Origin of the sequence: Sphingobacterium sp. JUb20 (assembly GCF_004342035.1) — a bacterium.
Lineage (GTDB): Bacteria > Bacteroidota > Bacteroidia > Sphingobacteriales > Sphingobacteriaceae > Sphingobacterium > Sphingobacterium anhuiense.
On sequence record NZ_SLYV01000003.1, the window covers coordinates 100,339 to 121,784 of the forward strand.

The following is a 21,446-nucleotide window of genomic DNA, read 5'->3' on the forward strand; positions in this document are numbered from 1 at the left end:
CACCTTGGCAAGCAAAACGAAACACTCATATTAAAAATGACCATAAAATTTTTAAAAAATATTTAGTAATTAGGGACATTTTTTTATAAGCGTCTTCAATATTGACATATGATTTTTTCTAAATCAGTGATCTCATAGCTGCGTAAAGAATATAGTATTCAGTGTCATATGGCTGGGGTGCATGCTTTAAATCAAGTAGGATAACCTGAAATGGAAATGCATAGAGAATCTTCAATAGGATTAAGAATATGTTTTACGGATAGCGATTGGGCTTTGTGATGATGATCACAACAGAAGTTGGAATAATAAAAAAATATAAATTAGATTATGGGAAAATTTGTTATTAAAATGGCTTCTAACGGTCAGTTATATTTTCCTTTAAACCCAAATTATTCCCATAAAATGTTATTTTTTGTCTAGAACTTCAGCAAGCTTTGCGACTAATTGCCCCCCTCGAAGATTTTGCCCTACAATTTTTCCGTTTGGATCGATCAAGTAATTGGTGGGAATGCTACTAACTTTATAAAGACGTGCCGCGGCTTTATCCGACGCTCCAAGATCTAAGACTTGTGTCCATGAAAGGCCATCTTTTTTAATCGCTTCCAACCATTCTTGTTTTTTACTTGGAGCATCCAAAGACACACCGAGTATATGAAAACCCTTATCCTTATAGCTATTATATGCATTTACCAAATGTGGGCTTTCCGCACGGCAAGGAACACACCAGGAAGCCCAAAAATCAAGCAGTACATATTGACCACGGAAATCTGATAATTTAACCGGTTTCCCATTCACATCATTTAAGGTAAAATCGATAGCCATTTTATCTGGAGCAGTTTTTTGTATTTCGGTACTTTCCCCCGATTCAAAAAGTTGGTTTTGAAACCATTTACCTAATAACGTACTTTTATTTTTTTCAGAAAGTTTTGCGAATAATTCTCTTGCAGCAACAGGTTCATTTTTATAATTTATGATGTCACTGAAAAGATATAAGCTTACATATGAATCAGGGTGATTATCATAAAATTGCCTATCCAAGGCCTTTTTTTCCTTTTGTATCTCTTGTTCTCTACTGTAATATGTATTTAGGTATGCATGATCTTTTTTTTCCTCGTCTGTCTTGTTTTTATATTCATTCTTTAAAGTGCGTTGTTTCTTATTGACAATTTTTAACAATTTTTGATATTCTGCATTATCATCGTTTATCTTAGAATCTTTAACGATAGCATCTTCAATAAGATCAGATGGTGAGTTGAGTACCATATTCTGCGGTTCCATAAAAAATTCAAAAGTTTCACTTTTTCTGATTTTAGCCTTAGTAGAATCAGTAGGAAAAACCCACAATTTAGCATTACTCGTTCTACCGGGTGGCATAGTAAAATCGAAAGAAAACTCGCCGTCTTTTACATCGGTAAATATGGTTGTGGGAATGTCTCCTTCTATATAGGTCAAGCCAGCTTTTGCAGGCACTTTCAATTTTTCAATTTTACCTTTCAACGTAAAATTTTCTTGAGCAAGTAATGCTATGGGAAAAAGAAAAGCGGCGATAAATGTTCGTTTTTTCATGTTTTTAGTACTAAAGTTTGTTTTGAGAATTTCCATTAATTAACCATAGTAAGACGAGTGACAGATGGATTTGTCCCGAAAAATTATATTTATTAATTGTATTTGCAACTACTTTAAAAGATGGTTAGTAATTTAGAATGTCTCCAATTTTATTTTAAGATCTCGGCTAGTTTCTGACTTAATGCTTCTCCGCGTAAATTTGTTGCAACGATAATGCCTTTAGGATTAACGAGTATATTTTGTGGAATGCTTTGGATACCATATAGTTTGCCTACTTCGTTATCCGCATCCGACACCTGTGTCCAGGTGAGTTTATCCTTTTTTACGGCTTGTAGCCATGCCTCTCTCATCGTTGTTTTATCCACTGATATACCTAACACTGTAAAGTTTTTGTTTTTGTATTTTTCGTAAGCTTGAACGATATGCGGATTCTCATTCCGGCAGGGTACACACCAGCTCGCCCAAAAATCGACTAATACATATTGACCGCGAAACTTCGAAAGCGAAATGGACTTTCCATCGGCATCATTTAAAGTAAAATCAGGAGCGACTTTATTTAATCCTCGGCTTTTGATAGCATGCATGACTTTGGTGATTGCTTTACCGGCCTCGCTGTTCCTGACTTCATCTGAAAGCGTCGCAAATAGCTCTGTATATTTTTCCGGATCTTTAGATTTGTTCACACTGGCATCTAATGCATATAGGCTTATCCTATTCGCTGGATTATCCTTTACAAATGCAAGGTATACCATTTTTTGTTGTTTGTCCCTTTTTTTTCGCAGCGCCTCATATTTCTCCATATTGTCACTATTGCTTGATGATGTTTTAAGTGCTCTTTCTTCGCGTCTTATGCCGGCATTCACTTGCGCCAACTGCTTGTTTAATCGTTCCCAGCTGGCATAAAACTGGGAACCTTCACTATGGGCATTCATGATCGAATCTTTGCTGACTAACCGCACAGGTTCAGCTTGGAGTAAAACGTGTAGAACATCGTGAGGATCACCTTTACCGCGATGATCCAACATGAGATAAGCCCCGTGAATGCCTTCGAATGTTCCTGTGAATTCGAACTTTCCATCTCGGATCTTCATTGAATCTAATCGTTTTTCACCTGCCGAATAATAATCCAGATAAGCGGTTGCAGGAGCGTTCAATTTCCCGATCTCACCGCTTATACGAAAGGTTCCCTTTTGCGCGACAGCCGTCATATACATTAAGAAAAAGCTGCATGTTATTACTATTATTTTCATCGTAAAATTTTATTTTTAGGAACCGCATGTAATTAGCGCGGTCAAAAAGCTGCGTTGGTCACATGCGGTTTCATTAGCTGTTGCTGTTCTATTGATAAATCTGATTATTTGATATACTCTTCCAGTTTTTTTGCCAATTCATAACTGTGAATATTTTTGGCGATGATAATCCCGTTCGGGTCGATCAGATAGCTTGTAGGCAACATTTCTACACCATACAGATTTCCAATTGGATCATACTTCTCGGTTAGTGTGCAGGCCTGTGGCCATGACATGTGATGTGTTTCGATTGCTTTTCGCCATGCAGCCTCTCGTTTCTTTTCATCCATCGAAAAGCCCAAAATAGTGAAATTTTTGTCCTTGAATTTATTGTATGCTTTAAGCAGATCTGGAGTACTTGCCAGGCAGCTTCCACATGTACTTGACCAGAACTCCAGCAACACAAATTTGCCTTTAAAATCCGATAAGGAAATATCTTGACCATTCAGGTCTTTGGATGTAAAGGCGGGAGCAGGTTGTCCTAGCTGACGTCCTTTGAGCAGCAACAGTTTTTTCGCAAATTTCTTGCCTTTTGGAGTGGCTTTTACCTCATCGTTTAAAATCTCAAATAAGGACGCGATGCTGTCGAACGCTGGTTCAGGTAGGACATCAATCGTGAAAAAATCTAAATTAAAAATTTCATCTGGATGCGTATGTATAAAAGCGGTGCGCATACTATCCCTACTTCTTTCAAATGCGCTGGTTAGCAATTGTGTTTTTTGAAGAAAGATCTTGTTTTTATGATCCTGCTTTGGCATCTCTTTCTCTAATTTGGCAATGCTGATACGGTAAACATCGTACAACTTATTAAATTCTCCCTTATAAGCTATTTGTGCAGAAAATTTATCCGCACCTTTTATCTGGGCATGGCAAAGTGAGTCCTTAGCGCTAAGCGTTACTTTCTGCCCTTTGAGAAAGAATTTCACTTCATCCTTGGAATCCTCGCTATTTACGGAGCCGTGATCGAGAGTAAGGGCGACTTTACTTGCTTGCTTTGCCTGTCCCGTGAAGTGGAATTTACCCTTGTTCAACGTCGCTGAATCCAGAATGGCGGTACCATTCGACTGGTAGCGGATATAAATCTTTGCTGGTTTCGTTAAATTGGCGATCTTTCCTTCAATTTGAAATGGTTGCTGTTGCGCCCAGCTCAGGCAAATATTCAAGAACATTATCGTACTTATAGCAATTGTTGTCTTTATCATGCTGTGTTCAGTTAATTTGTTAATTCAATTTGATAAATGTGGCACTCTGAATCCTTGGGAGCCCAGCTATCTGAGTCTTTTCGATTAGAGGCTGGTGTCCGATCGGGATATCATAAAGATGAAAAGTACCGCTGTTGTCAGGTCTACCCTGATCGTAAGTACAGACCACCAGCTGCTTTACAAGCGCTTGATAAGCGGCTTTTCGTCCTACGGTGTATACATCTTGTGCCATATCGAGCGAATGTTCAAATTTGAGGAGCGAAATTTTCTCTGTCCCAAAATCAAGAAGCTGACGCGTTTTCTTGGTGGTGTAGTCGTATGCAAATAGCTGGTTCTGGTTGTTAAAAATAACATAGCCCGATCGCATATCCATCACCATATGTTCGGCCATACCAAGCCTAGGCTCGTTTATAATCTCTTTCTTTTGCAAGAGACCATTTTGTAGGAAAGACAAAAAAAGATATTCGTCCGCTTCATTTTTCATGACCATGTTGAATTGCATCACCCCCGCGTAGTCCATTGCTGCCCCACAACGTGGCTCGAAGCCGGTGAGATCAAAGGCCGGATTGAAGGAAACATCAGCGTACCGCGAAATGAAATTTCCTGCGAAATAATAAGGTGGAATCACAAAACGCGACCGATCCAGATCGTAGACCATATTTTTAAAGGCTCCACCTGATCTATCATAATAGGGAATAATCACCGGCGAGGCCTGAAACTTATCAGGCGGATCTGGTAAAACACCCTTATCTGGATCTATTAAGTTGTAATCGTTGAACGGTACAGCATGGTCAAACTTTCCAAAGGGCGGGATTTGATCCACATACATCGCATAGAAATCTGTTGGCGTCTGGATGAGGCCATCCACACCACTCAGGTACAATGGGGTTGTGGACGAAGGCTTCAGTGCCGTAGTGATTGTTTCTGATGGTTCTTTTCGGTAAGAGAAGTTCAGCCAGTTTAAGACCAGATACTTGTTTTCGGTTGAAATGGCGATGGAATAATCGTACCAAGAGCCATATAATCCATTTAGCTGGGCATTTGCACTGGATACGGGCTTGCCCGAAAGCAAAGCTGTGATACCCAGAGTATCTGCAATCCCGCGGTACAGCTCGTAACCATCATAATCATAACTGAGAAAGTTAAGATCACTGTGGCCTTCTTTCTCACAAAGGAGCATCCAGCCTTCTGTCAGAGGATGTAAATATAAAACGAGCGCTAGGCCATTGCTTTTGAAACCTGATATTTTATCAGTGACTTCCACTAAAAAATTTATTTCCCCGCGAAGTCCGGTTTTTTCGATATCACCTGCCGTGATAAAAGCTGTTCGTATTTGTGGCAAGCGTGTTTTTATAAAATTGTCTAATATCCACCAGGTGTAGGCGTAGCGAGCTGTATCCTGTAGATTATGGTCACCTTGTGCTCCTTTGGTCCAGAGCGTATCTTTTGCTCCCACCTTCAAATTGATGCGTTCTGGATTGCTTTCAATATCTATAGCGGGTATTTCTGTATAATCGTAGTTTCCCTTGTCCTTATGGCATGCCATGCCCAGGAGCAGTAAACTAAGCAATAGAAAATTTCTTAAATTTTTCATAGGGTTCAATTAATTGGAATTCGTGAAAACAATAGGCTTACCGTCTTTTTCCAGCAATGGGCTACCTAAAGCACTACGTTCATTGAGGTAATCTTTTGTTATTGTGGCCAATGAAGTTAACATGGTGTCAAATTTAGCATTGCCTCCCGACGGGCGATATCCATTATTGATCATCAAATAGATGTTGCCTGCGGTCACCTGAGCAGGAAGGACATCCCGATCTATTACTTCATCCGTGAACCAAGTAGACGATAGATCCTTCAATTGTTTACGGAGCAGCGTCCGTTCAGATTCATCTGCCGCAGTCAGCGCCAAGGCTATGGCGCCTATTTTGTTGTAGGAAAAGCTGCCCAGAAATTCATCCCTCCATCGTTCGGGTTTCGTGGGCAAATTTCCGAAGCGGTACACGAATTCACTCATTGAGTCCATTTCGGGGGTAAAATTTGAATTATTGCCAAGCTTGACACGAACCTCATATGTCGTTGTATCTGCTATTGGTGGTCGCAAGATCTTCAGATCGATCGCTGTCCGTGTGCTGTCGGCAGCCAAGTATAGCGGCATGTCGGGCAAAATGCAAAATGAACTGCCCGAACCCTCTATTGTCAACTCAAATGGTCGGATTGTGGTTGCAAGAGGTCCCTTTAAGTATACCCACAGATTACCTGGGAAATATGACTCTGACCCCAAATGAAAACTATTATAATATCCGGGAGCAGACAGGGCAATGGTATCTTTCTGGAACACTTCGGACAAATGACAGTTCATGGTCAATGTGTCTGTAAATAGATCCTGATAATTTCGAGGAATATAATTTACGGGGGCCGTATATGCGTTTAAAAAGAAAAGTGAGGTTTCACCATTATAGTGAATGGGTTCTATCTTTTTGCATCCGGAAAAGGCGAATAATCCAGCTAGCAGAAGGAGATATTTGCGATGGAAACAGATCTTTAATTTCATGTTTTTCATTTTTTAAATTAACGGAATTTGATCTCTTCTTGTGGAATGGGTAGATTATACTTCGTCGCATCCATAATGGTCGTGGATGAACCACCGTTGTCTGGGATAGCGCCCATACCGAGTCTTTTATAGGCAAAGAATAGTTGCCCTTCACCGATAAACTCGCGTGCATATTCTGCTATAATGGCATTAGGCAGCGATTCGTCTAGCAAAATAGGCTGTAAGTTGCGGCTTATCCTGAGACTGTTGATCAATTCATATCGTGTTGTTTGATCAGGCGCAGTCTCCGCGCCAATCAAATAAAGTTCCGATTTGCGGATCAGGGGTTGAAAATACCTCAACTCTTGACTAACGTCCTCATCTGTAAATTTGACGAGTGTCTGGTAGTTTTTGTTTCCGACACTCCCCGTGGCAAACCAGGCCTGCAGACGCAGATCGTTCGCTTCTGGATAGATCTGCTGTAACCTTCTCGGTAAGGGAGCAACAATAGCATCATCCCGCAAAGTAGCAATGAATAGCTCGCGGTAACGGTCGTACAATTCACGGTTTTCCGAACCGAAAAGTACTTCCTGACTGAACATACGATCGCCCGAAGTTAATCCTTTCACCGAAGGAAAGTACTGCTCGACCGCCGGGAGGCTCTCCTGGACAATTTTCCAGGCCTCATCTTTCATGCCCTTATATAGATAAACTCTCGCCAACAACGTCGTAACGGCATAGTAGTTCAACCGCCAGCGTGTGTCTTTATCAACAATTGCAGGTGCACCGGAGGCACCTGCGAGCGTTTCGCGCGCCCGGATCAGATCGGTGGTAATGGCCGTTGTGATATCCTGAAAACTAAGGAAAACGCCAGGTTCAAATTGTACAGTAGCGATATAGGGGATGGTTGGCGCACTTTGTGCATTGCCTGGAATGGGACCAAAGAGGCGGAGCAGGTCAAAATGTAGCATGGCCCTGATCGCATAAGCCTCTGCCAATAGGTTTTGTCGTTGCTGGTCGCTCATGTTCGCAGGCAAATCTTTTTCCATTTTCTGACAAAAATTATTGACATTTAAGATTGTTTTGAAGCCTTTTGTCCAGATTTTAGATGCAATATCTCTGAGGTTCGTCGTATTGTAACTGTGGGTAATAATTTGGCCTATTTCAAAGTTTTGAGTGCGATAATATTGTGCTGCTAAATCGACAAAGTATAGGGATAGATTCTTTCCATATAAATCAGATGATGATAAATCCCTATAGATGCCATTTAGCGCTTCCTGAGCACCTGTGGCATTGGTAAATAATTCTTCCTCAAAAAGGGAATCCTGGCGTTGTACATCTAGATATTTGGTACAAGAACTACTTACCATCAGTGTAAGCAGGAGTATGCCATATATTTTTTTATATTTTTTTTTCATTGGGTATACTTATTAAAATGAGGCGCGTAAGTTAAAGGATATATTTCGTGCAAAGGGGTAATCCAGTCCCCGTTCCAAACGGACATTGGATAGCTGAAACTTAAAGAGATCGTTGAGATTAAGTCCGAAGTCCAGCCGTTTGATCCCCAGTTTTTTATCTAATTTGGCATGTTGCAGTAAGGCATTGAAATCGTAATTTAGGGATATAGACTCAAAATAGAAAGCATTTTCTTTCAATAAAAAGCGGTCCGATAGGCCCAATGGCAGGTTCGTAAAACCCAAGTAGGCCGCATCGTCACCTGGTACAGACCAACGTTCATAAAGTGCCCTTCGATCCTGGTTATCGTTGATCGTGCTCGTAATATTCTCTATCTTATTGAAGAGAGCGTTATTCATTTTAGATTCCCCTACAACATAGCGGCAGTATACCGAAAATGTAAATAATTTATAGCGAACCTGCGTGTTGATACTTCCTTGAGTAACTGGTCTGGATGACCCGACCAGACGCTCGTTGGCGAGATCAAATTTGTAGGTATACTTTCCGGTCTGATCCAGGTACACTTCCAGTCCATTCGAGGGGTCTATACCGTGGGAAGGGACGGCCCACATATCATAGGGCCCACTCCCGTCACTATAGCGCTGTAAGTAGTCTCCCGTACGGGCAGCTTCATTAAAGCCATCCAAAAGTTCGTTAAGGCCGCTATACTTGGAATGAAGGAACACAGGGCTATTGAATCCCAGGTTCCAAGTCCAGTTGGTATTCTGGATCATCTTCATGCTTATGAGTGCGTCCAGACCAGTGGTTGTAAGGCGACCTACATTGGTTGGGTATGTCGATATTCCAATTGACGGAGCCAAAGGCAAAGCAATAATCATCGGATCTGTCAGATCATGAAAACCACTCAACGATACGGCTAATTTGCTATTAAAAAAAGTACCGTTGAGGCTATAACTTGTTTTATAGGTCTTAGCCCATTCCAGTTTGGGATTAGCGACATTGATCAAATGATAGGCCTGTCCAAATCGTGTCGACACATTATCTAGGCTGTAAGTACTGCGCGAACCAAAACCGCCTGAATATTGATTGCCCGTAAGCCCGAAATTAGCCGACAAACGCAATGAGTTCACGATCGGTGAATCCTTGAGGAAAGCTTCATTTCCCAAATTCCAGCCCAAGCCGGCAGAATAGAAAGAAATGAAAGGATTGTCGATGCCAAAACTATTCGAACCGGAGCGGTTGTAGGAAAGATCCATGTTATAACGTTGGTCATATGAATAGTTTAGACTTGCCGTGAAGCCCAAACTGCGACCTGGTGATTCTAATCCCCCTGGGCGGCTGTTGGGCAAATAGCTATTGGCCAAGTAGAGGAGCGGTTGCGCATTTTTAGCAAAGCCAACAGCCGAAATCTGCTTAGAGATACTGTTAGATGAGCTGATATCCGCGCGCAGATTGGCGTTGAAAATATGTTTTTCTGCAAATACATGGTTGAAGGTAAGCATGCCATTCGCTGTATAACTATTATTTTCCTGACTTTGGAAATTGTACTGGCCGCGCTCCAATTCTACAATATTATCCGTCAGATAGCTTGTGTGCAAAGGGGATTTAAAATAGTCGGCACTGTTTGTTTTTTTTGCGTACTGTCCACCTAGAGAAACGCGAAGCCAAGGCATTACATCATAGTTAAGCTGCAGGTTGTTGGTTAAATCTAAACCTTTTGTTTCATTCCTAAAAGGAAGGGAGGAATTATATAAAGGATTAGGGTATGAATAGACACCTAAATATTCATTGTTTATCTCAAAATCATTCTGGGTGTATTCCAAAAAGGGATTCATATTGAGGTTACCACTATCGTCTAATTTATTGTAGTAAGGCGGTAACCTCACGTAGTCAGCAAAAGTACCGTAATTACCACCATTGGCGTTGGTGCCGGCAACCCGAAAGCTATTGTTGATATTAAACTTGTTTTTTCGGTATGAAAGCACAATTTGCCCCGAGAGGTTGCTCGCGTCAGTACCCTTGATTACCCCTTTGTTATCTCCTTTTGCTAAACCTATATCATAACTGAAGACCTTATCACCACCGTTTATATTCAAACTGTGGTTGAGTGCGAATGCATTGCGCACGGGGATGCTAAGCCAGTCTGTATTCACTCCCCTTAGGACTTGATATTCTCTAAAATTGCGTATAGCTTTTTTTAGGGCAAAGTCTGTAGCACGCACATTGGTTGTAAAAGGCCCCTGATCTCCCAGAGCATCCTGAAAAGCCAGTAGCTCCTTGGCGTCCATCATGTTGTATCCCGTCAGATCGGGGATCGCAAGATTGCCTGTGATATTATAGGAAATGCGCAGCTGGCCGGGAATTGGTTTTACTGTTTCGACAACGACGACACCATTTGCCGATCGCGGGCCGTATAGAGCCGTTGAAGCAGCATCCTTCAAAAGGGTAATGCTTGCTACACGATTGATGTCGAGGTTGACAATATCCTGTAGGGTAGCCTCAAAACCATCCAACATAAAAAGTGGTTGATTAGGATCTTGTTCATATTGTAAACGTAATTGATTACTGTAACCTTCTGTTTTTGGAGGCGTCATGCTCCGGGTGCCCCGGAATTCAATTTTAGGAGCTTGATTAGGGTCCGATCCCAATGAGTTGTCCCGGACGATCTTAAAGGACGGATCCAGCGTACTTAGAGCGTCCAGTAAACTTTTTCGGTTTACCGTACGAATTTCATCGCCACTAAGTGTACGAGTCACGCCAGTAAAGCTCTCTTGCTTTCTGCTGAATAGCCCCATATTTACCTCCGCCGTACCCAACATATTGGCCGCAACAGCTAGGATAAAGGTAAAATTGCAGTCGCTGGAACGGATAACTCGGGACTTTCGAAAAATTTTCTGCTTCCCTATTTCAATGGCAAAAAGATCACGTACAGGTATTTCTGTCGAATGAAAACCCATGCTGCTCAGGCTGATACTCGCTTTTGAATCGATCTCGTCAAATGAAAATTGTCCCAGCTTATCGGTTGACGCTTTTAGATTTGTGTTGGCAATAATGATGGTTGCACCCGGAATTGGCGAACCGAGCGTATCTACCACAATACCTGTAACACAACCTTTCTGCTGCATGCTACTAGTTCGTTCAGGACTACTACTTCGGTCGGAGTTATTGAGGGGACGTTCTTTAATAATGATGGCTCCGTTCTGTAGTATTAATTCCAAGGGTTGCCCTTTGGAAAGATCCTTGAGTACTTCTGCGAGGGGTTTGGCTTTGACGTTTAATGTAACAGGCTTGGCCTTGTCAATTAATTTTTTATTTCCAATTCTGTCCATCCCGGCTTGTTCTCCGACCTGCTTTAAGACTTGTGAGAAAGGCATCTGTTTTACATTTAACGAAATGGACTGTCCAAAGATAGGTGAGTAAGCTAGCAATAGAAGACACAGAACATATCGCTTTCGCGGATTGCTTTTCTTTTTTTTGTAGGGGTAAATGTGGTTTATCATACTGAAATTTTGGTTCTAATTTTTGGTTAGTAATTGAACTCTGGGTTCCACGCTTATACGAATATAGCTCACAAAGCGTACGTATTAGTAAATTTTCATGTTTTTTTGGCGATATACTTTAATTTTTTGTTCATTTAACCCGTTATATCGGTGGTTGAACAGTAAATGATAGAATGTAAATCTTTGTATTACTTAAACAAATCACATATAAAGTCCACCGGTATTGTGTTTTTAACTCTCAACGGATTGAAATATATACTAAAACGAGCCAGTGACAAAAATGTCCCTTAAAAGTTTTATTTTTTTGAGCGGGCATATTTGCTCAAAAACAGATAGTGATTTTTAAAGAGATTGTAGCACTGTGATCAGGTTAACTATACATTTCGCTAATAAAGAATGACCGCTAGATCAGTTACGTTAGATTCAAAGGACCATAATGCAGTACTGATTTTACTGGCTACTTGTTTACGTTGTATCGCAGAATGAGTAACGTTACTCATTCCTGAGACTAATAAATTAAGGGCAGGCGGTGAAGATTTTATAATGTGACAGATTTAAAAGATTGATGAAAAAGGATTTACAAGCTCGGCTAGAAGCGGAGTTTATTGAAATTGAATGTAGCATTGCTGCAGATAGTGCATCACTGAATAGTCCACAGCGTAAAGGTGGTAGTGCTGGAGAAACAGAGCAGTAGAAGACAGTTCAAGAAGTATTGATTGGTAATTGAATTTAATAAAAATTAGTATTAAGACTTCTATTTTTAGGTATTGAATCATCTAAAGGGATTCATTATTAAGGAACCGGTGAGCGCGTAGTGCGCTGAAGTTTTTTTTACTTTATAAGGGACATTTGATTTATTCAAACGTCTTTTATAGGTAAGTTTAGAGCTTTTAACCAGAAATTATAGTAATTATATAAATACGAGCATGATAAAAATAACAATGTTTATAGCGGCAATGATCTTTATGCTATCAAATGGAGTTGCTCAAATTCACACTCCCGTAAAATGGACTGTGGCAAGCAAAAAACTGAGTAGCAAAGAAGCTGTTGTATTTATAAAAGCCACGATTGAACAAGGGTGGCATATTTATTCGCAACATGTAAAAGATGGGGGGCCGACTCCCACATTTTTCAGTTTTGCTCAAGGGCCAAAATATACCTTGGCAGGTAAAACTGTTGAACCAAAGCCTAAAGTAAAACATGAAGAAGTGTTCAAAATGGATGTAGGATATTTTACTGATGAGGTAATTTTTCAACAAAAAGTGAGTTTGAAAAATGGTACGGCTACTGTTAAAGGCACTGTAGAGTGGCAAGCGTGCGATGCTACCCAATGTCTACCTCCGGATCAATACAATTTTTCAGTAATCATTAAATAATAAAAAGGTGATGATTCACCTTTTTTATTTTAGTGAAAAATTTTAGGTATGAATTATTAGACCAACTGAAACAAGAAGCAATCCTTCTATTGTACAGTTGCTTCTGTGTTTAATAAAAACAAAATTTAGTAAAATGAGAAAAACGGTTTTAATTACAGGTTCTTCCTCTGGATTTGGTAAGGAAACTGCAAAACTATTTCAAAAAAAAGGATGGAATGTGATTGCAACAATGCCATTTCCCGAACAAGAATATGAATTAACGCAATTAGACCGTGTATTTGTAACAGCTTTAGATGTTCTGGATATTAACTCCATCGAAAAAGCAGTAAAAGCGGGTGTTGCTAAATTTGGAAATATTGACGTATTGATTAACAATGCAGGTTACGGTCTAATGGGTGTTTTTGAATCTGCCAGTAGAGAACAAATCCAAAAACAATATGCTGTAAATGTTTTTGGTCTAATGGATGTCACCCGAACTGTTTTACCTTATCTACGGGCAAATGGTAGCGGTACCATCATCAATATCTCCTCATTTCGAGGTCTAGTTGCATTACCTTTTGGTAGTTTGTACAACAGCACAAAATTTGCCATTGAGGGTTTTTCTGAAACATTGTCCCATGAATTGGCTCCATTTAATATTCTTGTTAAAATTATAGAACCAGGTGGTGTTGCTACAAATTTCCGTAATGCACAGGAAATGATCAAGAACAAAATACCGGAATACGACCCTATCATGGTTTCATTTTTTGAACGTTATTCAAAGACGACACAATTTTTACTAAAAGCAGCAGCAGCAGATGTAGCAAAAGTGATTTATAAGGCGTCCACAGACGGAAAAATACAATTGCGCTACGTCGTAGGTGCCGATGCACAATTTTACATCGACTGCAAAAAGAAAAATAGTGAAGAGGTTTTTGTACGACTAATGCGTGATTATTTTGTCTAAAATCAAATAAGTGGTTTCGTATTTCTTTTAATGTTCAACACATTCTTAATTTGAAAATCTGATTATACCTCCAGGTTTTAATTCATTTTTCGGCTTATTCTGTACCTTCAAGACTAGGAACAAAGTTATGCCGTTGGTAGCATTTCTAATAAATAAGGCAATGCCGGATTGACATTATCTTTTTTCCATACAGCAAATAATGCCGTTTTTTGAGGTACACCAGTGAGTTCTATAAATTTGATATTCGGATTTTCAGTATGCGCCAACGAAGTCGGAATGATCGAGATTCCCATTCCATTTTCAACAAGTCTAAAAATGGTAGGAGCATGGATGGAACGATGTGCTACCTTAGGTAAAAAACCGTGGTCTGCACAGAGATTTACAATCTGTTGGTAGTAGAACTGGCTTTTTTCGTTTGGGAATAAAATAAAAGATTCATCAGCCAATTCCGCGATAGTATCAAATTTTTTATCAGTTATAGGATGATCAATGGGCAGAACTAAAGAAAATGTCTCGATATATACGCATTTATTACTGAAACCTTCCGGTATATGATTGCTCCGCATAAAGCCGATGTCGAGCATTTCGTTTTGAAGACTCAGAAGCTGATCCGCATTACTCAGCTCATCAATCTGAAATTTAATATTTGGACAGTCCGTATGAAATAGTTTTAACACATCTGGAAGAATAGACTCCATTGCGGATGCGACAAAACCGATTCTGATCTGTCCGGTGTTCCCCATTTTTAATAATTTTAAGTTGGTAACAGCAGTTTCAATCTTATTTAGAATCTGCTGCACATCTTTCTTAAATAAGCTGCCGGCATCAGTCAGATATACTTTTCTGTTTGTTCTGTCAAATAACTGAACTTTTAAAATTCCCTCAAGCTGCTTGATCTGCTGGCTCAATGCAGATTGTGATATAAACAAGCTTTCTGAGGCTTTTCGGTAGTGAAGCTGCTCCGCAAGTACCTTAAAATAGGTGAGATGCCTCAGTTCAATTTGATTAGCAATACTTATCATTACTTAATTAATATGAATTGTTATTAATGGTAAATGTAGAGATATTTGGCATAAACCAAATATAAAAATGATAAAAAAAATATTGACACTCGGACTTGGAAAAGTAGGGACACTGGTTGGCTCATTATTAAGTAATCAATTTGAGGTTACAGGTATGGATAAACAGGCTCCTCATTATTCATTTGATCTTCCTTTTAAAGTAGTAACTGGAGATGTCGCAGACCAACAGTTTATGGAAAAGATCATTGCTGAACATGATGCCGTAGTATCCGCCTTGCCCTTCTTTTTAAATAAAGCAATTGCAACCATTTCCCATAAGCTAGGGAAGCATTATTTCGATCTTACTGAAGACGTAGATACAACCAATTACATTATTGGGCTGGGCGAGACAGCGACTGCTGTCATGGCTCCGCAATGTGGTCTAGCTCCAGGCATTATTGGTATTATAGGAGCGCATTTAGGTAGCGATTTTGAAAAATTACGTTCCATCGAAATGCGTGTAGGAGCATTACCCAAGTATCCCAATGGAGAAATGGGTTATTCATTTACCTGGTCTGCTGCCGGGGTTGTGAATGAATATATAAACGATGCCGAAGCTATTCATAATGGGCAGCGTAAAAATGTGATTTCGCTACAGGGAAAAGAAGCGATTAATATCAATGGAGCTAGTTATGAAGCTTTTTATACATCAGGTGGATTAGGAACAATGTGTGAGACCTATGAAGGTAAAATAGATAAGTTAGATTACAAAACAATCCGCTATCCCGGACATTGTGATTTAATGAATTTTTTAATTCACGAATTGCATATGAAAGACAACAAACAGCAACTTGAGGATATGCTTAAAAATGCTAAACCTGAAGTTCAGGAAGATGAAGTTTTGATCTATGCTGTCGCAGAAGGCTGGAAAGATGGGCAGATGAAAAGAAATGAATACTTCAAATCCTGTTCCCCAATGGTTATTGACGGCCAGCATTGGAGAGCGATTTCCTGGACAACTGCGGCAAGTTTAGTTGCAGTCGTGGAGATGGTGGCTGCCGGCACACTTCCATCAAAGGGATTTATCAAACAAGAAGAAATTTCATTTGAGGCTTTGCTTGCGACTAAAACAGGAAGTTTTTTTAAATAGAAGATATGAATACCCATCAAGAAAAACCTTTAACTATTTTTTTGAACATGCTTTTTGACCGGTACCGCAAAGCAGTACCAGCTGTCAAAATGATCACAGAAGCATTGGTTGAAAAGGAGATCATAGCTTCTCAACAAGAGATCATAAATGATCACATTGCATTTCGAACGATGGGCGTTCCTCATTTAGGAATTGCCTCCTTTGAAAAGATTTTTTTGCATCATGGCTATCAAAAAAGAGATTGCTACCATTTTGACCGTAAAAAATTAAATGCTTACTGGTATGCGCCACCTAGCCCGGAGTACCCAAGAGTCTTTATCAGTGAGCTGCTCGTTGATCAGCTTTCAGATCAGGCACAGCGTGTTATCAGGAAGTATACCAATCAGGTTGATGCTGATCCGGTTGACTCCATTGATCTGGATGATGGAAATGCGATCGGCGAATTTTTTCATCAGTCTTTATGGGATCTTCCAACCAAAGAAGATTATCTCTATTTATTGGAAGAAAGTGAATATGCTGCCTGGGTCATATATAACCGTTACTATTTAAACCACTATACGATTAGTGTTCACGACCTGAAAAACGGCTATAATACGCTTGAAGATTTTAATCGGTTTGTCGAATCATTGGGACTCAAGTTAAATGTTGAAGGAGGGAAAATCAAAACAAGTCCTGACGGTTTATTACGGCAAAGCAGTACTATGGCGCAAATTCATGTGGTTGAATTTCCGGGAAGTGGCACGATGCCGATAGCAGGAAGTTATGTCGAGTTTTCTGAACGGTTGGTCTATCCAGAGTTTAAAAACCTAAGGACCAATGAGATCAAAGCTAAACATCGTAGAGAAGGTTTTGAGGCCGATAATGCCGATAAAATCTTTGAAAGTACCTATCTTAAACAAACTAATCCCAATCAAAACTCACAGCAATGAACATAAAAGATATTTTAATAAAATTAGGAATAGACGATCTTAATCTGGGTACTTCAACGGGTACATCCTGGTTAAATGCGGGTGGCAAGAAAATCAAATCATTTTCACCGGTTGATGGCATGTTGATTGCCGAAATACAAAGTACCGATTCTGCAAATTACGAAGCAGTAGTAGAAAAAGCACAAGAAGCCTTTTTATTCTGGAGAAACGTTCCAGGTCCAAAACGAGGTGATATTGTACGTCAATTTGGAAATGCTCTGCGGGAAAATAAAGACAATCTAGGAGCCTTGGTTTCTTATGAAATGGGTAAAAGCCTACAGGAAGGTTTAGGCGAAGTGCAGGAGATGATCGATATATGCGATTTTGCCGTTGGCATTTCTCGTCAAATGTATGGACTGACCATGCATTCTGAACGGCCCAATCATAGAATGTATGAACAGTGGCATCCTTTAGGTATTGTCGGGACTATTTCAGCGTTTAACTTTCCTGTAGCTGTTTGGGCATGGAATACCGCACTAGCCTGGGTTTGTGGAAATGTAAGCATCTGGAAACCATCTTCTAAAACGCCGTTATGTGCAGTAGCTTGTCAAAAAATTGTTGCAGCCGTGCTTGCCAATAATGGAATGCCCGAAGGTATCAGCAATCTACTGATCGGCAACGCGGTAGGAGATATGATCAATAACGATAAGCGTATACCATTGGTTTCTTTTACAGGGTCGACAAAAATTGGACGAATAGTTTCGACTGCAGTAGCCTCCAGATTTGGACGTAGCATTTTAGAACTTGGCGGTAACAATGCCCTAATTATTTCCAAAGATGCCGATCTGGAGATGTCTATCATCGGAGCTGTCTTTGGAGCAGTAGGAACTGCCGGACAGCGCTGTACTTCTACCCGAAGATTAATTATTCATGAAGATATATATGAAGTATTTAAGGCCAAATTAGTTAAGGCATATGCCCAGCTTCGCATTGGTAATCCTTTAGATCAACATAACCATGTGGGACCGCTCATTGATAAACAGGCTGTACAAGATTATCATGATGCTATCTTAAAAGGAAAAGAAGAGGGAGCTTTATTTGTTGTAGAAGGAGGTGTATTAGAAGGCGTCGAATTCGTCTCCGGCTGTTACGTTAAACCTTGTATTGCTGAAGTTAAAAATGATTACCAGATCGTACAAGAGGAGACTTTTGCACCTATTCTGTATTTGATTAAATATAAAACATTGAAAGAGGCTATTGAATTACAAAATAATGTTCCTCAAGGCCTATCATCATCGATTATGACGTTGAATATGCGCGAAGCGGAACAATTCTTGTCGGTAAATGGATCTGACTGCGGCATTGCTAATGTCAATATCGGTACATCAGGGGCAGAAATTGGTGGTGCATTTGGTGGAGAGAAAGAGACCGGTGGGGGTAGAGAAAGTGGTTCCGATGCATGGAAAGGATATATGCGCAGACAGACAAATACGATCAACTATTCCGATACATTACCGTTAGCACAAGGGATTAAATTTGATTTTTAATTTTTTGATATTTTGAAAGAGAAGCTTACTCGACTGGCCGCTCAACTGGAAGGAGATTGCTATACAGATCAGGCGATGCGCATTTTGTATGCCACAGATGCATCAGCCTATTCCGAAATGCCCCTTGCTGTCGTTCTCCCCAGATCATTAGATGATTTGAAAAAACTAGTTGCGTTTGCTGCTGCTGCCGGCACCTCGTTGATTCCAAGAGCTGCTGGCACCTCATTAGCAGGCCAGGTCGTTGGTGATGGAATTGTCGTCGATGTGTCCAAATATCTGAATCAAATCATTGAAGTTAATGTGGAAGAACGTTGGGTCAAAGTGCAGCCTGGAGTAGTAAGAGATGAACTTAATTTATTCTTAAAACCTTATGGGTTATTTTTTGGACCTGAAACCTCAACAGCCAATCGGGCTACCCTAGGTGGAATGGTCGGGAATAATTCCTGTGGATCCAATTCTATTGTTTACAAAAGTACGAGAGAACATACCTTAGCCATAAAAGGGCTGTTGAGTGACGGTTCAGAAGCTCAATTTAATGCAATTGATTTCGATACATTTATTGAAAAATGCAACGGTGAAACCCTGGAATCAAAGCTATACCTGTCCATAAGAAGACTATTGGGAAATTATGAAAATCAGCAGGAAATCATAAAGAACTTTCCAAAAAAGTCCATTCAAAGGAGAAATACCGGTTATGCTATTGACTTGCTATTGGAAAGCGAGCCTTTTATTGCAGATAAAGAAAAATTCAATTTCTGTAAGCTGATCTGTGGTTCCGAAGGTACGCTGGTATTGATTACCGAGATTACGTTAAACTTGGAGCTATTACCGCCTATTCATTCCGGTTTGCTTTGTGTTCATTTTCACTCGTTAGAAGAGGCATTACAGGCCAATCTTGTTGCGTTAAAATATAAGCCACATGCTGTTGAGCTCATTGATCATTATATCTTAGCGTGTACGCTGAATAATATGGATCAGCAGCTGAACCGCTTTTTTATTTCAGGAAATCCTACTGCCTTGTTGGTGATCGAGTATGTTTCAGATCAGAAAGAGGAAGTGATCGCGAGAGCAGCTATGGTAGAAGCAGAGATGCGTTTCCTTGGTCTAGGTTATCATTTTCCTTTGCTTTTTGGAGAAGACACCAAAAAAGTATGGTCTTTAAGAAAAGCAGGTCTTGGCCTGCTCAGTAATCTTCCGGGAGATGAAAAAGCGGTACCGGTTATTGAGGATACCGCTGTGGATGTTACCGATCTACCGGCGTATATCCATGATTTTAATCAGATTTTAAAAAAACACGATCTTCATTCCGTACATTATGCACATGCTGGTTCGGGCGAGCTTCATCTGAGACCTATATTGAATCTAAAAACTGCGGAAGGACATGCTAAATTCCGTCTTATTGCAGCAGAAATTGCAGCGCTTGTTAAAAGATATCAAGGATCTTTAAGTGGCGAGCATGGGGACGGTAGGTTAAGAGGGGAGTTTTTAGAACAGATGGTCGGTAGTAAAAATTATAAATTATTGAAAGAAGTCAAAGAAACCTGGGATCCAAACCATATTTTTAATCCGGGAAAAATCATTGACTGCCCACCGATGGATGCTATGCTGCGTTATCAGGCAGGTCAGAAAACACCTGCATTTAAAACCATTTTTCGATATCCTGGTCAAGATATATTGCAGCATGTAGAACAATGTAATGGCTCAGGAGATTGCCGCAAATCACAGTTATCCGGTGGAACAATGTGTCCATCCTATATGGCAACCCGTAATGAAAAAGATACTACCCGGGCACGCGCTAATATTTTAAGGAATTTTCTGACACATTCAGATAAAGAGAACCGGTTTGACCATCCCGAAATTAAAGACATTCTGGATCTGTGTATAAGCTGTAAAGGGTGCAAATCCGAATGTCCTTCAAGTGTCGATATGGCAAAAGTAAAAGCTGAATTTTTGCAGCAATATCAGGATGCTAATGGCATTCCTTTACGGTCATGGCTTATCGCTCGTTTCAGCACACTAGCTAAAATAGGATCGATACTGCCTGCCGTATATAATTTTATGATGCAATCAAAAAGAACAAGCCTACTATTCAAAAAAATGGTTGGATTTGCCGTAGAAAGATCAATGCCGGAAATGCATGCTTATACGTTAAGAAAATGGTTTTTTAACCGTGGGAAAAGTGTTAAATCTACTTCAATAAATCAAATAGAGCAAAAAACGGTTTACTTTTTTTGTGATGAGTTTACGAATTATCAGGATGTACCTATTGGAATGAAAGCGATTCTTTTACTTGAATCCCTGGGGTATTATGTAATTATTCCAGAGCATCAAGAAAGTGGAAGAGCATGTATTTCCAAGGGATTGCTCAGGAAGGCCAAAAGAATTGCACATCAAAATGTGATCAGTCTGGTTCAGTTGATCTCCGATCAAACACCATTGATCGGAATCGAACCTTCAGCAATACTAACTTTTAGAGATGAATATCCAGATCTAGTTGATGATCATCTCTTACAGGATGCCAAAAAATTATCCCGGCATGTTTTTATGATTGATGAATTTTTGGCGGCCGAAATGCAAAAAGGCCGTATCGAAAAATCGAAATTTAAGAAGGATAAAAAGCACATTAAACTTCACGGCCACTGTCAGCAAAAAGCCTGGTCAGCTTTAAAATGCTCTGAAGAGATACTTTCATTTCCGGAGAATTATACCGTTGAGATCATTCCTTCGGGATGCTGTGGAATGGCAGGATCTTTTGGTTATGAAAAAGAACACTACAAAATTTCCATGGAGATAGGGGAGCTGGTTTTATTTCCGGAGATCAGAAAACAGCCCAGCGATATCCTTATTTCAGCAACAGGAACTAGTTGTCGCCACCAGATAAAAGATGGAACTGCGAAAATTGCTTTACACCCGGTGGAGATCCTGTACAGCGCATTGAGAATTTAATTTATTTTAAGCTAATTTATTGTGAAAGTGACTTTATTGGAATAGATTCCTGTATATTATTCGGCACCT

General features: G+C 40.0%; 15 protein-coding genes. 7 read left to right on the forward strand and 8 right to left on the reverse strand.

All coding sequences use genetic code 11. The annotated features are described in order from the left end of the window. Positions 1-405: 405 nt before the first annotated feature. The 7 genes from EDF66_RS06390 to EDF66_RS06420 all read right to left on the reverse strand — a co-directional run bounded on the left by EDF66_RS06390 (position 406) and on the right by EDF66_RS06420 (position 11,503). Positions 406-1,566 carry a peroxiredoxin family protein gene (locus tag EDF66_RS06390; RefSeq protein WP_165902388.1) on the reverse strand — a complete coding sequence of 387 codons (1,161 nt, stop codon included), beginning with the start codon at positions 1,564-1,566 and terminating at the stop codon, positions 406-408. A 149-nt stretch (positions 1,567-1,715) separates the two neighbouring features. Further along, positions 1,716-2,816, reverse strand: a complete 1,101-nt coding sequence (locus EDF66_RS06395) for a TlpA disulfide reductase family protein (RefSeq protein ID WP_132841394.1) — start codon at positions 2,814-2,816, stop codon at positions 1,716-1,718. A 104-nt stretch (positions 2,817-2,920) separates the two neighbouring features. After that, positions 2,921-4,057, reverse strand: coding sequence for a TlpA disulfide reductase family protein (locus tag EDF66_RS06400; protein ID WP_132841395.1), 1,137 nt, complete (start codon positions 4,055-4,057; stop codon positions 2,921-2,923). Positions 4,058-4,076: 19 nt separating this feature from the next. Continuing rightward, positions 4,077-5,651: a PKD-like family lipoprotein gene (locus EDF66_RS06405; RefSeq protein WP_132841396.1), complete on the reverse strand. Its 1,575-nt coding sequence runs from the start codon at positions 5,649-5,651 to the stop codon at positions 4,077-4,079. 9 nt (positions 5,652-5,660) lie between these two features. Continuing rightward, the gene (locus EDF66_RS06410; protein WP_132841398.1) at positions 5,661-6,608 is read right to left on the reverse strand and encodes a hypothetical protein; all 948 of its coding nucleotides are present in this window, start codon (positions 6,606-6,608) and stop codon (positions 5,661-5,663) included. Between the two features lie 17 nt (positions 6,609-6,625). Next, the gene (locus tag EDF66_RS06415; RefSeq protein ID WP_132841404.1) at positions 6,626-8,005 is read right to left on the reverse strand and encodes a RagB/SusD family nutrient uptake outer membrane protein; all 1,380 of its coding nucleotides are present in this window, start codon (positions 8,003-8,005) and stop codon (positions 6,626-6,628) included. Between the two features lie 12 nt (positions 8,006-8,017). Next, complete coding sequence (locus EDF66_RS06420) at positions 8,018-11,503, reverse strand: SusC/RagA family TonB-linked outer membrane protein (RefSeq protein WP_132841406.1); 3,486 nt, start codon at positions 11,501-11,503, stop codon at positions 8,018-8,020. Between the two features lie 565 nt (positions 11,504-12,068). Here EDF66_RS06420 and EDF66_RS26440 point away from each other — a divergent pair. The 3 genes from EDF66_RS26440 to EDF66_RS06430 all read left to right on the forward strand — a co-directional run bounded on the left by EDF66_RS26440 (position 12,069) and on the right by EDF66_RS06430 (position 13,825). Beyond that, positions 12,069-12,197, forward strand: a complete 129-nt coding sequence (locus EDF66_RS26440) for a hypothetical protein (protein WP_259194528.1) — start codon at positions 12,069-12,071, stop codon at positions 12,195-12,197. Between the two features lie 232 nt (positions 12,198-12,429). Then, positions 12,430-12,879, forward strand: coding sequence for a protein-disulfide reductase DsbD N-terminal domain-containing protein (locus EDF66_RS06425; RefSeq protein ID WP_132841407.1), 450 nt, complete (start codon positions 12,430-12,432; stop codon positions 12,877-12,879). Positions 12,880-13,012: 133 nt separating this feature from the next. After that, positions 13,013-13,825 (forward strand): SDR family oxidoreductase, encoded by an 813-nt coding sequence (locus EDF66_RS06430; RefSeq protein WP_132841408.1) that lies wholly within the window; start codon positions 13,013-13,015, stop codon positions 13,823-13,825. Between the two features lie 125 nt (positions 13,826-13,950). Here the strand turns inward: EDF66_RS06430 and EDF66_RS06435 are convergent, their stop codons facing one another. After that, the gene (locus EDF66_RS06435; protein ID WP_132841410.1) at positions 13,951-14,847 is read right to left on the reverse strand and encodes a LysR family transcriptional regulator; all 897 of its coding nucleotides are present in this window, start codon (positions 14,845-14,847) and stop codon (positions 13,951-13,953) included. 67 nt (positions 14,848-14,914) lie between these two features. Here EDF66_RS06435 and EDF66_RS06440 point away from each other — a divergent pair, with 67 nt between their 5' ends. From EDF66_RS06440 to EDF66_RS06455, 4 genes are read left to right on the forward strand one after another with little or no spacing between them, the layout of a single operon-like run. Then, entirely contained in the window at positions 14,915-15,976 is a 1,062-nt protein-coding gene (locus tag EDF66_RS06440; RefSeq protein WP_132841411.1) for a saccharopine dehydrogenase C-terminal domain-containing protein, read from the forward strand. Between the two features lie 5 nt (positions 15,977-15,981). Continuing rightward, positions 15,982-16,905, forward strand: a complete 924-nt coding sequence (locus tag EDF66_RS06445; protein ID WP_132841413.1) for a DUF1338 domain-containing protein — start codon at positions 15,982-15,984, stop codon at positions 16,903-16,905. Further along, positions 16,902-18,431: an aldehyde dehydrogenase family protein gene (locus EDF66_RS06450; RefSeq protein WP_132841414.1), complete on the forward strand. Its 1,530-nt coding sequence runs from the start codon at positions 16,902-16,904 to the stop codon at positions 18,429-18,431. The genes EDF66_RS06445 and EDF66_RS06450 overlap by 4 nt, the downstream gene beginning before the upstream one ends. A 12-nt stretch (positions 18,432-18,443) precedes the next feature. Continuing rightward, positions 18,444-21,377, forward strand: a complete 2,934-nt coding sequence (locus EDF66_RS06455) for an FAD-binding and (Fe-S)-binding domain-containing protein (RefSeq protein WP_132841415.1) — start codon at positions 18,444-18,446, stop codon at positions 21,375-21,377. Positions 21,378-21,446 lie beyond the last annotated feature (69 nt).

Coding starts and splice junctions, on each gene's coding strand:
- EDF66_RS06440 (WP_132841411.1), top strand. CDS start 14,915: ATGATAAAAAAAATATTGACACTCGGACTTGGAAAAGTAGGGACACTG.
- EDF66_RS06450 (WP_132841414.1), top strand. CDS start 16,902: ATGAACATAAAAGATATTTTAATAAAATTAGGAATAGACGATCTTAAT.
- EDF66_RS06415 (WP_132841404.1), bottom strand. CDS start 8,005: ATGAAAAAAAAATATAAAAAAATATATGGCATACTCCTGCTTACACTG.
- EDF66_RS06435 (WP_132841410.1), bottom strand. CDS start 14,847: ATGATAAGTATTGCTAATCAAATTGAACTGAGGCATCTCACCTATTTT.
- EDF66_RS06420 (WP_132841406.1), bottom strand. CDS start 11,503: ATGATAAACCACATTTACCCCTACAAAAAAAAGAAAAGCAATCCGCGA.
- EDF66_RS06445 (WP_132841413.1), top strand. CDS start 15,982: ATGAATACCCATCAAGAAAAACCTTTAACTATTTTTTTGAACATGCTT.
- EDF66_RS26440 (WP_259194528.1), top strand. CDS start 12,069: ATGAAAAAGGATTTACAAGCTCGGCTAGAAGCGGAGTTTATTGAAATT.
- EDF66_RS06430 (WP_132841408.1), top strand. CDS start 13,013: ATGAGAAAAACGGTTTTAATTACAGGTTCTTCCTCTGGATTTGGTAAG.
- EDF66_RS06405 (WP_132841396.1), bottom strand. CDS start 5,651: ATGAAAAATTTAAGAAATTTTCTATTGCTTAGTTTACTGCTCCTGGGC.
- EDF66_RS06395 (WP_132841394.1), bottom strand. CDS start 2,816: ATGAAAATAATAGTAATAACATGCAGCTTTTTCTTAATGTATATGACG.
- EDF66_RS06400 (WP_132841395.1), bottom strand. CDS start 4,057: ATGATAAAGACAACAATTGCTATAAGTACGATAATGTTCTTGAATATT.
- EDF66_RS06410 (WP_132841398.1), bottom strand. CDS start 6,608: ATGAAATTAAAGATCTGTTTCCATCGCAAATATCTCCTTCTGCTAGCT.
- EDF66_RS06425 (WP_132841407.1), top strand. CDS start 12,430: ATGATAAAAATAACAATGTTTATAGCGGCAATGATCTTTATGCTATCA.
- EDF66_RS06390 (WP_165902388.1), bottom strand. CDS start 1,566: ATGAAAAAACGAACATTTATCGCCGCTTTTCTTTTTCCCATAGCATTA.